The 16478-nt window shown below is 45.6% G+C and carries 12 protein-coding genes; 11 read left to right on the forward strand and 1 reads right to left on the reverse strand.

The window, feature by feature from the left end; all coding sequences use genetic code 11:
- Positions 1–92 precede the first annotated feature (92 nt).
- From GC102_RS06840 to GC102_RS06880, 9 genes are all read left to right on the forward strand, one after another.
- Entirely contained in the window at positions 93–1766 is a 1674-nt protein-coding gene (locus GC102_RS06840) for a ribulokinase (protein WP_171688788.1), read from the forward strand.
- A gap of 145 nt (positions 1767–1911) precedes the next feature.
- Complete coding sequence (locus tag GC102_RS06845) at positions 1912–3687, forward strand: cache domain-containing sensor histidine kinase (protein ID WP_171688789.1); 1776 nt, start codon at positions 1912–1914, stop codon at positions 3685–3687.
- A gap of 21 nt (positions 3688–3708) precedes the next feature.
- Entirely contained in the window at positions 3709–5277 is a 1569-nt protein-coding gene (locus GC102_RS06850) for a response regulator transcription factor (protein WP_171688790.1), read from the forward strand.
- A gap of 1 nt (position 5278) precedes the next feature.
- Complete coding sequence (locus GC102_RS06855; RefSeq protein ID WP_171688791.1) at positions 5279–6622, forward strand: ABC transporter substrate-binding protein; 1344 nt, start codon at positions 5279–5281, stop codon at positions 6620–6622.
- 88 nt (positions 6623–6710) lie between these two features.
- Entirely contained in the window at positions 6711–8039 is a 1329-nt protein-coding gene (locus tag GC102_RS06860) for an ABC transporter substrate-binding protein (RefSeq protein ID WP_171688792.1), read from the forward strand.
- A gap of 79 nt (positions 8040–8118) precedes the next feature.
- The gene (locus GC102_RS06865) at positions 8119–9006 is read left to right on the forward strand and encodes a carbohydrate ABC transporter permease (protein ID WP_216627967.1); all 888 of its coding nucleotides are present in this window, start codon (positions 8119–8121) and stop codon (positions 9004–9006) included.
- Positions 9007–9017: 11 nt separating this feature from the next.
- Positions 9018–9830, forward strand: coding sequence for a carbohydrate ABC transporter permease (locus tag GC102_RS06870; RefSeq protein WP_171688793.1), 813 nt, complete (start codon positions 9018–9020; stop codon positions 9828–9830).
- A gap of 34 nt (positions 9831–9864) precedes the next feature.
- Positions 9865–10959, forward strand: a complete 1095-nt coding sequence (locus GC102_RS06875; protein WP_171688794.1) for a glycoside hydrolase family 172 protein — start codon at positions 9865–9867, stop codon at positions 10957–10959.
- 166 nt (positions 10960–11125) lie between these two features.
- Positions 11126–12103: a LacI family DNA-binding transcriptional regulator gene (locus GC102_RS06880; protein WP_246320770.1), complete on the forward strand. Its 978-nt coding sequence runs from the start codon at positions 11126–11128 to the stop codon at positions 12101–12103.
- Positions 12104–12296: 193 nt separating this feature from the next.
- Here GC102_RS06880 and GC102_RS06885 read toward each other — a convergent pair whose 3' ends face one another.
- The gene (locus GC102_RS06885; protein ID WP_171688796.1) at positions 12297–12788 is read right to left on the reverse strand and encodes a DUF1579 domain-containing protein; all 492 of its coding nucleotides are present in this window, start codon (positions 12786–12788) and stop codon (positions 12297–12299) included.
- A 55-nt stretch (positions 12789–12843) separates the two neighbouring features.
- On the opposite strand from GC102_RS06885, the gene GC102_RS06890 reads away from it, so the two are divergent.
- Positions 12844–13599, forward strand: a complete 756-nt coding sequence (locus GC102_RS06890; protein WP_281367630.1) for a Rossmann-fold NAD(P)-binding domain-containing protein — start codon at positions 12844–12846, stop codon at positions 13597–13599.
- Between the two features lie 223 nt (positions 13600–13822).
- Positions 13823–15598: a Rieske (2Fe-2S) protein gene (locus tag GC102_RS06895; protein ID WP_171688813.1), complete on the forward strand. Its 1776-nt coding sequence runs from the start codon at positions 13823–13825 to the stop codon at positions 15596–15598.
- The last annotated feature ends 880 nt before the right edge of the window (positions 15599–16478 follow it).

The raw sequence follows: 16478 nt of genomic DNA on the forward strand, positions 1-16478 counted from the left end.
GCTTACGCTTACGAAGTAAGTTTTGCTAAAGCAAAACTCAGTTTACGCTTACGAAGAAAGTTTTGCTAAAGCAAAACTCTTAGGAGGTACTTATGCCAACAGCAAACAGGATTTTTACAATCGGAATTGACTATGGTACGCAATCGGGGCGCGCGGTGCTCGTCGATATTCAGAGTGGTCACGAGGAAGCTGTACATGTGACTCCATATCGACATGGCGTGATTGATGAATTCCTCCCCTCTAACGGTATGAAGCTGAAGCCCGATTGGGCTTTGCAGCATCCGGAAGATTACTTGGAAGTACTGCGGACATCCGTACCTGCCGTGATCAAAGCTTCAGGGATCAATCCGTCTCAAGTTATCGGCGTTGGCATCGACTTTACGGCTTGCACCATGCTGCCTGTGGATGCGGAGTTTCAGCCGCTTTGCCTGAAAGATGCATGGAAAGAACGGCCCCACGCATGGTTAAAGCTATGGAAGCACCACGCGGCGCAAGAAGAAGCGACGGCTATTAATAAGCTGGCCGAAGCGCGCGAAGAACGGTGGCTGCAGCGTTACGGCGGCAAGCTATCCTCGGAGTGGATGCTGGCGAAGAGCTTACAAATATTAAAAGAAGATCCAGAAGTCTACGCGGATGCGGATTTATTCGTGGAGGCCGCAGACTGGATCGTCGCGCAAATGACCGGCCAGTTGAAAAGAAACAGCTGCACAGCCGGGTACAAATCCAACTGGCACAAAAACGAAGGATATCCATCCAGCGAGTTTTTGGAGCAACTGCACCCCGGCTTAGCAGATTTATATGCGACGAAGCTGCGTGGTGAGGTGTCGCCACTCGGAAGCTTGGCCGGAAGCTTGCTGCCGGAAATAGCCGAACAAATGAATCTCTGCCCAGGAATTGCAGTCGCAGTGGGCAATATTGACGCGCATGCCGCGGTACCTGCCGTAGGCGTAGTTTCTCCGGGGAAGATGGTCATGGTGATGGGTACATCCACTTGCCACATGCTGCTTGCCGAGGAAGAACGATCCGTAGAGGGCATTTGCGGCGTTGTGGAGGACGGCATTATTCCAGGTTTGTTTGGTTACGAGGCCGGACAATCAGCCGTAGGTGATATTTTCGCTTGGTTCGTTGAGGAGTCCGTACCCGCATATGTGCAAGCCGAAGCTCAAGAGAGAGGCGTTTCCATCCATGAATTATTAGAGGAAAAAGCTTCACACCTGCAGCCTGGAGAAAGCGGCTTGCTCTCGCTGGATTGGCACAACGGCAATCGCTCTACGTTAATGGATGCAGACTTGACTGGCATGATGCTCGGTATGACACTCAGTACGAAGCCGCATGAAATATACCGTGCGCTGCTCGAAGCCACAGCATTCGGTACGCGCACAATCGTAGAAGCTTTCCGCAAAGGCGGTTTGGACGTAAATGAACTGTATGCTTGCGGGGGCCTGCCGAAACGCAATAAGCTTCTCATGCAGATTTACGCGGATGTGAACAATATGGAGATCACATTGTCCGATACTGATTTAACTCCTGCTATCGGTGCAGCGATGTTCGCCGCGGTAGTAGCCGGTTCTGAGGCGGGTGGTTACAATTCCCTTCAAGAGGCGGCCGTGTTCATGGCCAGGGTCAAAGAAGAGACCGTAATGCCGATTCCTGAGAACGTTAAGATTTATGAGGACTTATATAACCAATATAAAAGGCTTCATGATATATTCGGTAAAGATGTAGATAGCGTTATGAAAAATTTGAAACGAATCAGAAATTTATAGACATGCTGCAAGTGCTTTTACCTACTAAGGTGTAAAGCACTTTTTCTTTCATCTAGCAGATGGAGATGGATGATTTTTCTGACTGCGTCCCAGACAGCTTATGGTATACTTTTTTCAAAGACTACGTGAATTGGAGAAGCGGTCCATGCATCTATCGTTCCTGAAAACTTGGAATCTGCGGACGAAATTAATGATTGTTCTCGTGTTGTTCATTTTATCGCCGCTCATGATATTTGGCATCTTGTTCTACCAGAGTTCCAAAGACCTTGTGGCACAAAGGACGGATAAAGAGGGGCTGCAGGTACTCACACTCGTCAATCAAAACGTTAACCAGCTTCTCAAGGGATACGAATCCCAATTGAATGATATTTATGAACATGAAGATATCATTAAACAAATCAGTGATTCATATGAAACGGAGCTAGGTGATCAGATACCACTCAGCGACGATTCTGTGAATCGCTTTCTTCGCGACTTCCTAAGAGGGAAGGATGACTTGGATTCCATCTATTTATTTACGCTTAAAGCTACTTATTTCGGTGATTTCAAAGGACCTAACTTCTTTGCTCAATTATACCGAGATCATCCACTGTGGGAGCGTTTCATTTCATTAGGTACCGGTCGGGCTGTTTGGCTGCCAAGCTATGAGCTTCCGCCAAACCAGTACAACTCGAAGCCTTCGCATTATTTTGCGGTAGGCATGCAGGTCAAGGATGTATATGATTCTCTACAATCGTTAGGCACCTTAATTGCTAACGTCAAAATTGATGCTTTGGATAAGATCATTAATAACGTTCAAGTAAGCCCCAATAGCGTAGTACTAATTACGGATCATCAAGGCAACTTGATCTGGAACAGGAATCCCGATGCCTACGGCATTAATTTATCGACTTATCCTTTCTTTAAACAATTGGACCAAAAGGAAGACGGACACTTTACCCAGGAAATTAACGGCAGTTCCTATCGGGGCACCTTCCTGCGTTCCGCTTATAACGGTTGGTATTATTTTTCCTTTGTACCACAATCCGATTTGAACGCACAAACCAACGATCTGAAGCGCTTTCTGGCAGCAACGGTTGTCGCCTTCGCTGCTTTATTCATTGTGCTGGCTGCCTTTACATCGAATTATATTACACGCCCGATCCGTCAAATGGCACTGGCGATGAAGCATATTCAAAAAGACAATTTCGAAATGATGCCGCTATCCCAATCTTCAGATGAAATGGGGATGCTGCAAGCCGCGTTTCTCGGAATGCGTGGAAGAATAAACGACCTGATTAAGGAAGTCAGGTTGATTTCCAATAAGGAAAAAGAAGCTGAGGTTAGAGCGCTTCAGGCTCAGATCAATCCGCATTTTGTCTACAATTCACTTGATGCCATCAACTGGATGGCGATTGAGAATGACCAAAGCCGTATCAGCCGTATGATTACCTCTCTTAGCGATATTATGAGATATGCCATTAAGCCGGGCGAACAGCTGGTTACGATCGAAGAGGAGCTGAAGTGGGCGCAAAATTATGCTTACTTGCAAGAAATGAGATTTGAAGATAAATTTGAAGTCGTTTTTGATGTGAAAATAGACATACTGGATTTAAAAGTTCCGAGATTGCTGTTTCAACCGTACTTAGAAAATTCGATTATACATGGCATGGAGGATATCGATACGGGCGGCGTCATTCGGATCACGGTCAGCGCTGGAAGTGAAGAAGAGATGAAACTTACGGTCATCGTTGAAGATAACGGCGGCGGTATTTCAGTGGATAAGCTGCAACAAATTAAAGAACGCCGGAGCCATGGTATCGGCATCTACAATTTGGACGAGCGGTTGAAGATGGAGTATGGACCGACCTACGGGACGACGATAAATTCGGTCTATGGCGAAGGTACCATCGTCACCATTGTCCTGCCTTATATTCGTTAAGACACAACGGGGGAGATCAACATGTTTAAGGTTTTAGTGGTAGATGACGAGCCGAGAGTTCGCAGAGGTCTAACGAGTCTAATTCCGAAGCTTGACAGCGATTGGATTGTGATCGGTGAAGCCAAGAATGGGTATGATGCGCTGGAGGCGGTCAAAAAAGAGATGCCTGATCTGGTCATCACAGATATCCGTATGCCGCATATGAACGGGTTGGATCTTCTCAGTCATTTGAAGGAATATCCAGTACATGTCGTCATCTTATCGGGATACGGTTATTTTGAATATGCACAAACGGCGGTTAAATATGGCGCTTTCGATTATTTGTTAAAGCCGCTGAAGCCTGAGGACATCGAGAGTGTGCTGAGAAGAGTGAAGCAGGACCGACAATCGTTTCCAGCTGTGTCTCAGACCAGCTCCAGTCGGCCGAATTATTCTAAGCTGTGGAAGGATTGGCTGCTCGGACTGCAGGAGGAGAAAGAGCCTCCGAAGCTGCTCAGCCCTTTATTCCCTATCGATATTTCTACGTTTCGGATCATGGTCATCGAAGTGGATCTCATTGATGAACTGATCAACGAGGATCAATGGGGGGACAGACAATTGGTCTTGTTCGCCGTTCGTAATATTGTCCAGGATGTTACTGGTATGAGAACAAACTCGGATTCTCACTTTTTATTTGTGAGCGGTGCTCAATTGTTCTTTCTCACCATCAATGAAGACGATACGAGACAGTTAGCCAAAACAAGCATAGAGGAAGTCCGCCGTTGGCTCAAAATATCGATTTCCATCGGGATCAGCGACGTCACCGACTCTTACCTCGAATTGCCGGAAATTCTGCAGCATGCACGCGTAGCCCTACAAAATAAATGGCTTTACGGGTGTGGAACGATAAGCGATTACGATGACTTGAAAATGGAGGACATCATTGAGGTTGGTTACCCGAACGGGTTGGAAATGGAGCTCATCAAGGCTATTCGAGGAGGTCAATCCGACCAATCTGCGCTCGTACTGATCGCGTTCATAGAAACGGTCAAACAAAGGAATGTTTCGTTTCGGTTGTTTCGGAGATTTTGCTTGCAATTGGTATCCTCCGTTATTCGTTTGACCTATGAACAAAAAATGTACGATCTTGTGATTGAAAATTTGGCTCGTCCGATCGATTTATTTGACAAGAACTTTACACTCGAAGAGTATGTTGAATTTATGAAAAAACTGATTGAATCCTGTATTTTGTCTATGGAATGGAATAAAACACAAAAGCAGAATCGGACGATCGAAAAGGCGCTGTCTTTCCTTCAATCGAACTATTCGCAAGACATTTCATTAGAAGACGCAGCGCGTCATGTCCAGATGAATCCAAGTTATTTTAGCACTTATTTTAAACTCGAAACCGGCAGTTCATTCGTTGAATTTTTAACAGGGCTTCGTATGGAGAAGGCGAAAACGCTGATGATGGATTCCGGGTTGAGACTGTATGAAATCGCACAGATGGTAGGTTATCAAGAAGTAAAATATTTCTCGCGATTATTTAAGAAGAAAATGGGTGTCACCCCTGTGGAATATCGGCAATTTTTCTTCCGAAAGGAGGATTGACATGGAAAAAACAATATCGATAAGTGGAAAGCTTGCCAGAAAGCTGCTGCTTTTAATGCTTGTGTTCAGCCTGCTAATTGCCTGTGAGCAAAACACGACAACGAAATCACCTGAACTCGACAAGCTGTTTCGTTCACAGACAGGACCAAGCAAGGATGCGAGTGCACCTAAAAGAGTGCTTCGCTTATGGTCATTTCATACTTCTAAGGAGTTTGAGTTTTGGCAGGAACTTGCCAAGCAGTATCAGCAGCTGCACCCAGACATTGAGATCAAGGTGGAGTACGTGTCCAGCGATGATTATTTTACGGGGGAGCGGCTGCTCGCATCATTCGCATCCGGAACAGGTCCGGATATCTTTTTTGTATCATCGCCCATGATCAAGCGACTCGCGGATGTCAACATGTTAATGCCGTTGACCTCCTATTTTACGCCAACAATGAAAGAGGATTTCTACCCGACGGCGCTGGAAGCCGTTACTCTATACAATACGATTTATGCGGTTCCGATTGAAACAGAATTAATGGGGCTATTTTACAATAAATCAATGTTTCAAAAGCAGCATTTAGCACCTCCCAAAACCTGGAATGAGATGATGGAAGCGGCAAAGAAGCTTAGAACATCACATGTAAGCGGTTTAACGATAGAAACGTTCGGTGGTGTTTACCAGAACTTCTCCTGGTTTCCGTTTCTATGGCAAACCGGTGCCGATTTAATATCGGAGGATGGCAAGCATTCCGGGCTGAGCCAAGTGAAAGGCGAAAACATGTATAATTTTTTCCACAGTATGGTCAGTCAGGGGTTAATTAATATGCAGCCATCACGGCCGGCAACGGATATTGGCATTTTGACGAATGGTGAAACGGCGATGCAGGTAAGCGGGACGTGGAATATTCGCATGTTGGAGACGCAGTATGCCGATCAACCAATCGGTGTCGTTCCTCTGCCGACACCGGATGGCGGGAACCGTCTCACGATTGCAGGCGGCTGGAAAATTGCGGTGAACTCGCGAAGTGATTATGCAAGCGAAGCTGCGAAGTTTGTGATGTGGGCTTTTTCCGGTGATACGAGCATACCGCTCAAGTGGTGCAGCGATGTGAAGTTTGCTTATTCCCCGCGCAAGTCCGTCATGGAAGCTGGTTCCGACTATTACCGGCGCGGTCTGCGAGAGGTTTTTACCAATGAAATTTTCGGTACGGAGCGGATGGAGCCGCAATATCCGGAAGAAATCAACCGGACATTTACCCAGTCATTACAAAGCATATTGTACAGCGGGGTATCCGGCAAAGAAGTGGTTCAAAGCATGGATGAGAAGATCGATCGTTTCCTGTCCAAAATCCAAAAATAGTCCACCTAACTAAATAATTTCTCGTTATGTACAGCTGTTCCCCCGGATTATACTCAAGATGTAAACGAAATGAAAGGGGATACAACAGATGAAACGGAAATGGAAAACGTTAGGGGTTACGGCGATTAGCTCTGCACTTGTTTTACAACTTGGTTGCGGATCCTCGACAACGGACACGCAAAAAGCAGGCGACGCTGCACCGAAAAGCACGGAAGCCACCAAGGAAACAAGCGCTGCCAAGAACAAAGTCAAGCTGGCTTTCTGGGACATGCACACCGAAGCCGAGAGTAAGTTCTTCAAAGATTTGATCGATGAGTACAACAAATCACAAGATCAAGTGCAAATCGAGTATTCAACCTATGATCAAGCTTCCTACACAACTACCAAGCTTCCTACTGGCTTTGCCAGCGGAGAAGGTCCAGACATTTACATGATCAGCCCGGGTGATTTCATGAAATTCGCGAAATCCGGTTTAATGAAAGATTTGACTCCGGATTTCGCGCCAGGCGTTAAAGAGGATTTCCTTCCTGCATCTCTTGATGCTGTGACGTATAACGGCAAGATCATGGCTCTGCCATTTGAATTGGAAACGCTAGGTCTTTACTATAACAAGGAAATGCTGGATAAGGCAGGCGTGCAAGTGCCGAAGACTTGGGATGAACTCCATGCCGCTGCGAAAAAACTGACAACTGATAAGGTAGCCGGTCTGATTATCCCGCCGGATAAAGGCCCGTACTTTAACTTTATCTGGTATCCGTTCCTTTGGCAGCAAGGCGGTAACGTGCTGAGTGCTGATGGAACCAAATCAACGTTCAACACACCAGAGACGGCAAAAGCACTTGATTTCTGGGGAAGCTTCTTTAAAGACGGTCTGTCTCCTAAAAAACTGCAGCTCGGTCCATGGGAAATCGATAACCTGGGTAACAAAACCGCAGCTATGCAAATTGTCGGAACATGGGCTATCAATCGAATTGAAGAAAAATATAAAGATGTACCCATCGGTCTAGCTCCAATTCCGACTCCTGCCGGTGGCAAAGCAGCAACAGATGCAGGCGGTTGGAAAATGGCTGTAAACGGTCAAAGCAAGCACGCGGCTGAGGCTGCGAAATTTGTGATGTGGGCATTCGGTTCATCGGATCTCAGCCATGCATTGAAATGGGGTACGGAAGTGAAGTTCGCTTACTCCCCACGGAAATCCGTAGTCGAAAAAGGTAAGGACATCTATAACAAAGGCTTGCGTAAAGTGTTCACTGAAGAAATTTATAACTCCGCGATCCCAGAACCGCGATATCCGTCCGAAGTGGTTGATGCAGTTGGTGATGCCATGCAGTACGTCATGTTCGGTAAAATGTCAGGTGCCGACGCTGCCAAAACCGTTGATGCGAAAATCACGGATATTCTAAGCAAACAGAAATAACAGGAATCTCGGGAGGGGGACGGCTTGCTCCGTAAAACTGCAAGACGGTCTCCCTTTTCAATTCGGGGAGGGGTAAAGAGTGACTCCAAGACGCAGCAATGCCCGCATGATTAAAGAATGGGTTACGGCTTACAGCTTCTTGCTTCCCAATATCTTGGGATTAATGATATTTGTTTTTATACCGATTCTCTATGCTTTTTATGTTAGTTTACATGATTGGAACGCATTGTCGCCTAAAGTGTATATTGGATTTGAGAACTATGTCACCTTACTCTCGGATGATCAGTGGTGGCATTCCGTAACACGAACATTACTTTTTAGTGTTGTTTATGTGCCATTGTTATTCTGCCTCGCATTGCTTTCTGCGCTGCTCGTAAACGGGCTGCGAGGAAAAACAGTAGGTGTGGTTAGAACGATGTTTTTACTACCTTTTGCGGTCACATCGGTCATATCAGCTATCATTGTCATGTTCCTGCTTGATCCGAGAAACGGCCTTGCCAATCAACTGCTTTCTCTTGTCGGTATCGGAACACAACAATTTCTCGGTTCTCCTACACAGGCAATCTATTGCGTCATTCTGACATTGTTATGGATCAACATCGGCTATAACATGACTATTTTTTTATCGGCGATTAAGGAAATTCCGATTGATTATTTCGAAGCGGCACATATTGACGGGGCAACCCGCTTTCAAAGCTTTCGGCATATCACTTTCCCCTTATTGCGGGAAACGAATACGTTTATTTTGATTGTCACGACGATCGCGTCCTTTCAAATTTTCGACCATATCATCGTTATGACAAAAGGCGGACCGATGGATTCAACGGAGGTTAGCGTACTTTATATCTTTAAACAAGCGTTCCAAATGTTGAATATGGGGTATTCTTCCGCTCTCGCGTTTGTTTTGTTCCTGATTGTTTTCGCATTTTCGATGATACAACTTAAATTTTTCTCTTCTAAAGATTAGGCGGTGCTACTATGAGAATAATGAACCGATTCATACTACCGACGGTTTCGATCATTGTCGGGATCGCCATGATTTTTCCCATTTACATGCTATTTATAGGCTCCTTTCGTTCGGAAACTCATATCTTCGATATTCAGCTGTGGCCGACGGAATTTGAGTTTCCCAACTTCAAAGAGGCTGTCACATCATCGCATTTGCTCAGATCGATTATGAATTCGTTGATTGTGTCCACAACCGTGACTGCGGTTGCTATGCTGTTCCACGCGATGTCCGGATATGCGCTTGCTCGCTTTCAATTTCCAGGGAAAAATGTCATCTTTGCATGGATGCTCAGCACATTAATGATCCCATTCGCTGTGATCATGCTGCCACTCTATTTAATTACAAAAAATTTAGGCATGACCAACTCTTTTGCCGGTTTGATCATACCTGCCATTTTTAACGCTTATGGAATTTTTCTGTTCCGCCAGTTTTATCGGGAATTTCCAAAAGATCTCGAAGAGGCAGCCTATATAGAAGGGCTTTCTCAAGCAGGGACGTTTTTCCGAATCGCTTTACCGCTTTCCATGCCGATCATTGCCCCATTAACCATCGGATTTTTCTTAGCTAATTGGAATTCCTATATATGGCCGCTTATCATTACGCAAAAAGAGAGCATGTGGGTTATTCAGGTTCAACTAGCTAACTTGGTTGGCGGGGGCTACGTGACGCCATGGAACATCGTGCTTGCTGCAGCCGTAATTGCCGCATTACCTACTTTTTTACTATTCTTCGTCATGCAGAAATATTTGGTGGAAGGCATTAAAATGACCGGTATTAAATGATGCCGGCTACTTACAACAAGGAGCTGATTTGACCATGTTAGGATCATCGTTAAGAGATTTGTACCGCACTCGACAAGGAAAACGCAAAAGGGCTTCCAGCTATGATACAACGGGAGGAAATCGTGACTATAGCAAATTGTACCCAGGAGAAAAAATCAAAATATTAGATATAGATGGCTCCGGCTGTATTACTCATATCTGGATGACAATGGCACCGCTTGACGACGCTGCGATCGAAACATACTTGCACCGAAAAGTCGTGCTTAAGATGTATTGGGACGGTGAAGAAAACCCGAGTGTACAAGCTCCGATCGGCGATTTTTTCGGTATGGGACATGGGATTACCAAAAACTTCAGCTCGGCGCCCCTTGCGATGAGCCCGGAAGATGGAAGAGCGCTTAATTGCTTCTTCCCGATGCCGTTTGGCCGAAATGCCAGAATAGAGGTCGAATCCGATGCTGATCAACCGATCAAATTCTACTACTATATCGATTATGAACAATATGCGTTCCCAATCGACAGTGATCTTAGGTTTCATGCCATCTGGCGCCGTGAACTTACGGATGGTATCGAAGATAGCATCTCCAATGCACTGTTTGAATTTGGCGGAAAAAATATAACGGGCGACGGCAACTATGTGATGTTGGATGCGGTTGGAAAAGGCCACTATGTCGGCTGTAACCTGAACATTCATAACTTGCGTATGACGCGGGAATGGAACTGGTACGGAGAAGGGGATGACATGATCTTCATTGATGGGGAACCATGGCCCCCTTCACTCCACGGCACGGGGATGGAGGATTATTTCAACACGGCCTGGTGCCCGCAGCAGGAACAATGTACGCCGAATCACGGTCTTATACTTGGTGGAGGGCCGAACTGGTCAGGCAAAATCTCAGCGTACCGTTTCCACATTGAAGATCCTGTGATGTTCGACACGTCCATTAGAGTGACGATCGAGCATGGACATAATAATCATCGGAGCGATGATTACTCCAGTACAGCTTATTGGTATCAAACGGAGCCACATAAAGATCATCCCATTATTTTGCCTGTAGCTAAAAGATTGCCGCTTGCTGATATTTTAACCTTCAATCAGAATGATTTGAAAACATGCTTTGATTATTGATTATGAAACAATTGAATAACCGCTGCTTTCATCCATGAAGGCTGCGGTTATTCGCATTTACGGTCGTTGACGAATCATGGTTCTCCAGATAGTATTAATGTGGTAACGTTAACATGGAGAATCGACTCGATGACTCTGATGTAAAGGATGGATCCTCTTGGTCAAAATGACAATCAAGGATGTAGCTAAAGAAGCAGGGGTGTCCACAGCAACGATTTCGCGTGTTATGAACAATTCCGGTTATGTGAGTGAGGATATCAAGCAGCAGGTGTTGGAAGTCATCCGCAAATTTAACTACCAACCAAATGCGATAGCCAGAAGCTTAAAACAAGAAAAATCACGCAGTGTGGGGATTGTTCTGCCTGATATGGCGAATCCTTATTTTATGAAAATTGCCCGTACGATTCAGCATCGCTGTTTCCAACAAGGCTATCATCTACTCTTTATCGACACCGAAGAGAATCCTGAGAAAGAAAGGGAAGCTCTTGAATTTCTGACGGAAAAAAGAGTTGAGGCTCTCATTCTTGCTGGTACCGGTGAGAACAGGGATCAAATTCAGGCAATCAGTGATTCAGGCATACATGTCATTTTGGCTGACCGCCGTTTTTCCAATCTAAAACTGGATACAGTAACAGAAGACAATATTTACGCCTCTAAGTCTGCAATTGAGCATTTACTGGAGAAAAAGCATACGCGAATAGGTATTATTAATGGTCCCAAGACGATTAGTACCGCAAGGGAAAGAAGGCAAGGCGCGATTATTGGGTTGGAAGAAGCGGGGATTACGCCAACGAATGAATTCATGTTTGAAGGTGATTACACCAGAGAATCGGGTATTGAAGCTATTCGGTACTTCTGGCAATTACCTGATCGCCCGACCGCTATTTTTTCAGCAAATAACGAAATGACTTTCGGTGTTTATTTGGGTTTGCAACAATTGGGAATACCGCTGGAAAGCATCGAAGTGGTTTCATTCGGCAATCTTGAATTTTCTTCTTTGTTTCATCATAATCTATCAGTCATTATGCAAAATCCTCAGGAGCTTGGGGAAACGATTGGTGATTTGTTAATAAAACGGTTAAACGGTGAAGCGGATTCTGTACAGAATAGAATCTTAATGCCACACCTTGTTCCATCAAAGTAATGGTAATGAAAATGATCTTATGGATCATTTTTTTAAAAACACATGTAAACGATAACATACGATAACACCATTATTATGGGAAGATTTAATGAGTGAAGCGAAAAGGCTGCCTGTGTGATCGGCAGCCTTTTTACTCACCTACGGTTAGGGGATATGAAAGTATAATGTGGTGATGGCCACGGTGCGTGAACGTTTATATTCTCGTAAACTCCATGATCCAATTGGTATCCCAGTTGTTGCCTCCATCAAACGAAAAGGCCTGTTGCCAGCGAGCCGTATTCTCCGTAATCTCATCCCAAGTGAATCTCATGTGCAGCGGTTTTCCGTCTGGTGTTTCTACCACTTGATTAAACACACCAATTCCATTTTCAAACTTTCCGATCAGCGGTCTAAAATCATGAGGGTTGCGATTATCCAGCCATACCAACGACCATTGCTGCGTTTCCTCGTCATAGGCGCGTATCGTCATCCCTTTTCTAACTTCACCATCCGGGAATATTCCTTCAAAATGGTCGATGATGACCTTCCCATCGAGATATTTCTCACCTGTATGACTAGCTTCAAACTCTTCCCAGACGCCTTCCTTTTCCGGATAAATCGCATTCGTCCGACGTCTATTGCGATTTATCATCGGTTTAAGCGTAAAATCAAAATCATGCATACCAGAACGGAGTATATTCTCCATAAGTCGTTCACTCCTAGATGGGATTTATTTTCTATTCCCAACATAACATACCAATTTGTCTTTTCAGTCTGGCATTAATCAAATGGGCGGTTATGTTGTAACCATCGATTGGGATTCGAGTAATTTTAGCCTCTCACCAATAAGGTATGAAGTCCGTTACGCATCAAGAAACTGCGATGTAATTATGGCTAGGTTAAAAAAGCATTCAGATTTACTTGAATTAGCTAATAACTCCAATGTTCCAGTTATAAATGGATGTTGTGATAAGTACCACCCATGTCAGGCACTAGCTGATTTGATGACTATATACGAAGTAAAAGGAACTTACACAGGTGTGACTGTAACGTATGTAGGAATTCATAATAATGTTGCAAATTCACTAATAGCAGGTTGTATCACATTGGGTATTAAGCTTTTGTTGGTAACCCCGATAATTAATGAAGCTTCTTGGGATGAAGAACTTATGCAGAATGCTTATCAGAGTGGGTATATTGAAAATTTGAAGAGTTTGTCCGATGCTGTTAGAAGGACTGATTTTATTTATACGGACACTTGGGTTGATATGGAATATTTTCGGAATATTGATTATCACGAGGAGAAAAATAGAAGGATTCAAGTAATGATGCCTTTTCAGATTAACAAGAAAAATCTAGGTGGTTATTCCCCATACATCATGCACGATATGCCAATTCACCCTGACTTTGAGATAGAAGAGGATTTGATTGAATCTGAGAACTCCATTATCTATCAACAAGCTGAGAATAGGATGCATGTTCAAAAAAGCTTGTTATTACATATACTTGAAACCTAAGCATAAACTAACGGAAAATGATAGTGGAGCTGCACTTTAAGTGGCTCTTCTTTTGTTTTCATTGAACGGGGTTTTTGTCGTGCTGATTTCCTTACTCTTTGCTGAAGCCATGGCCGGGACACTAAGGTATAATAAATCTATGGAGCAGAACGCAGAGGGTTCTGACCGGATACGTTTGTTGTGGTTTGGAGTGCAGCTTAAAAAAATAAAGGAGGCTGTATCGATGAGTGTCAGTTTAAACTGGATTTCAGCAGGCAATTTGGAAGCGCTTAAACAAGAGGGCGCAAAGGTTATACGAGGCGGTATCGCTGTTTTTTATCATGAAGACCAAGTATATGCGGTGGACAATCGCTGCCCGCACTTAGGCTTTCCCCTCCATATGGGGAGCTTGTGCGACGGGATTTTGACGTGCCATTGGCATCATGCCCGGTTTGACGTCTGCAGCGGCGGTACGCTTGATCCGTGGGCGGACGATGTTCCGTCGTATGAAGTGAGGGTCGACGGCGGCGAAGTGTGGGTAAATCCGGTTTCCAGAAGAGCGGAAGGCGCGGAAAAATATAAGCATAGACTGAAAGAAGGACTCGAGCAAAATATTGGTATCGTCATCTCGAAAGCGGTCGTCGGACTGATCGAAGCGGGAGTGCCGGAGCAGGACATCGCCCGCATTGGCATCGAATTCGGCACGACATATGGAACGGGCTGGAACGCCGGACTTACGATTCTTACCGCGATGGCGCAAAGCGTCGACAAGCTGGACAAGAACGGCAAAATACTCGCGTTGTACCAAGGCCTTGTCCATGTCGCTCGAGGCAGCTCGGGCAGAGGAACCCGCCACTTGCTGTCGGCGCTGCCGTCGGCGGACGTGCCGTTCGAACGGTTGACCGAGTGGTATCGCAGCTGCATAGAGGTGCGGGATACGCAGGGCGCTGAGAAAGTGCTGATCACTGCCATTTTGAAAGGCATTGACACGAAGCGTCTGTCAGAAATGATGCTTGTCGCCGCAACAGATCACTTTTACTTGGACGGCGGCCATGTGTTCGATTTCCACAGCAAAGCTTTTGAGGCGCTGGAGTGGGCTGAGGTGTCGCAAAAGGAGCGGATTTTAACTTCGCTCGTGCCGATGATGGCTCGTCCGACACGGAGCGAGGAGCTGCACCAGTGGCAAGCGCCGCTGAACCTCGTAGAGCCGATCAAGCAAGCGGTCAACGAGCTGGAGCAGAATGCAGCTCAGGCGAAGCTCGCCGGTGGGTCAACGGATGCGCGGCAGCAGACAGCTCTGTCTGCTGATACGGAAGAGCAATTGCTGAAGCAGTTGCTGAGCGATACGCCTGTGCAGACGATCGCTTTGCTGCGCGACCTGCTCATCGCGGGAACGGCTCCGGAGCAATTGGCGCAGCTCGTTGCTTTGGCCGCCGCGGAACGGATCGTTCGTTTCCATACGCAGAACGATTTCGGCGATTGGATTGCAGTGCTACATACGTTCACTTATGCTCACGCCGTGCATGAAAGGCTGCTGCAATCGGATGAGCCGATGCTGCAGCGGGCGATTTTTCACGGAGCCGTCAGCGTATATCTTGACCGTTTCTTAAACGTGCCGACAGCCGCACGTCCGAAGCCGTCCGGCTCCGCCGCGTCGGCCGACCATCAGGAGCTGCTCGATTTGCTCGATCTGCGCCAGCAGGTCGGACCGGCCGCGCAATGGGTGATGGACTACATTCATGGCGGTGGTGAGCCGGGAGCGCTGCTTAACACGCTTGGCCATGCGTTGTTGCGGGAGGATGCGGAATTCCATTCTTTTCAAATGTATGAGGCCGCAGTGGCCGAATACGACCGCTGGCAAGCGGCGACAGGCTCTTTTGCTGAGAAGGCCAAAGAAACGATGCTGCTCGCCTGCACCCGATATTTGGCGGCACACGCGCCAACCGCGCGCGAGCTCCCGCACACGGCTAAAATTGCCTGGAGGCTGCATAAAGGTGAACGGTTGTTTGAAGAAGAATAACAGATAGACACGCCAGCTGGAGCGTAGAAGCGCTTCGGCTGGTCCCTTTTTTTATCAATCACATGTTTTTCGAGAGCGGCGATGCTGCCCTGCTTCTTATTGCCCCGTTCATCTTTGATGAGCGGTGTTGACGTTGACCGTGGAAACAGCATGTTTCAAAACTTATTTATAATTCTGCCTTTCAGCAGAGTGTTGATGGACAGTCCTCTTAGATCTACTTTATTTCTCTATCATTCTATTTAATTATTTCACTTAAATGAAACGGACAATTGTACAAATTCTCCTTGAAAAGTCTTTTGACTACAATGTTCGGACAGGTATCCCACTCAATTCTACTTCTTTGATCATATATTAAAAATATGATATGAGATTAAAATAGGGCTACAAATACATTTGAAAATACATGATATTCTTGAAGTGTGTTGCAAGAAGTTGGAATACAACTAACAAAGTTATCTTGATCTGCAAAGCAGGCCAAGCATGTCGAGCCTTTCTTACTTATAGAACTGTTGAAAAGATAGGCAGGTACTTTGGACATCATATTGCGAATTGGGTTAACCAATAACTGCTGAAGTACAGTAGGATAATGATTGTAGAGGGTGGGTCATCCATGGATAAACCGCAGCTGGAGTTTAAATCTCGATTTAGTATCGAGGTCCGCGAAGCACTTTGGACGGGAAAAATAACCTAAGAGGAATTTTGGTTATGGCTTGTGAAATCTTATCCATCCGTAGATGCAACAAGAGTACGTGAGTCAATTAAAAAGTTTTGACCTTTTGTTGCCATAAAAATACACTCCTTAGAATTCATCGGATTAACCAAGGGGTTTTTCCAATGTCTATTCTAAGGGGTGCACTTCACAGCGCGCAGTTGCCAAAGC

It is taken from the genome of Paenibacillus germinis, assembly GCF_013141785.1.
Lineage (GTDB): Bacteria > Bacillota > Bacilli > Paenibacillales > NBRC-103111 > Paenibacillus_E > Paenibacillus_E phytorum.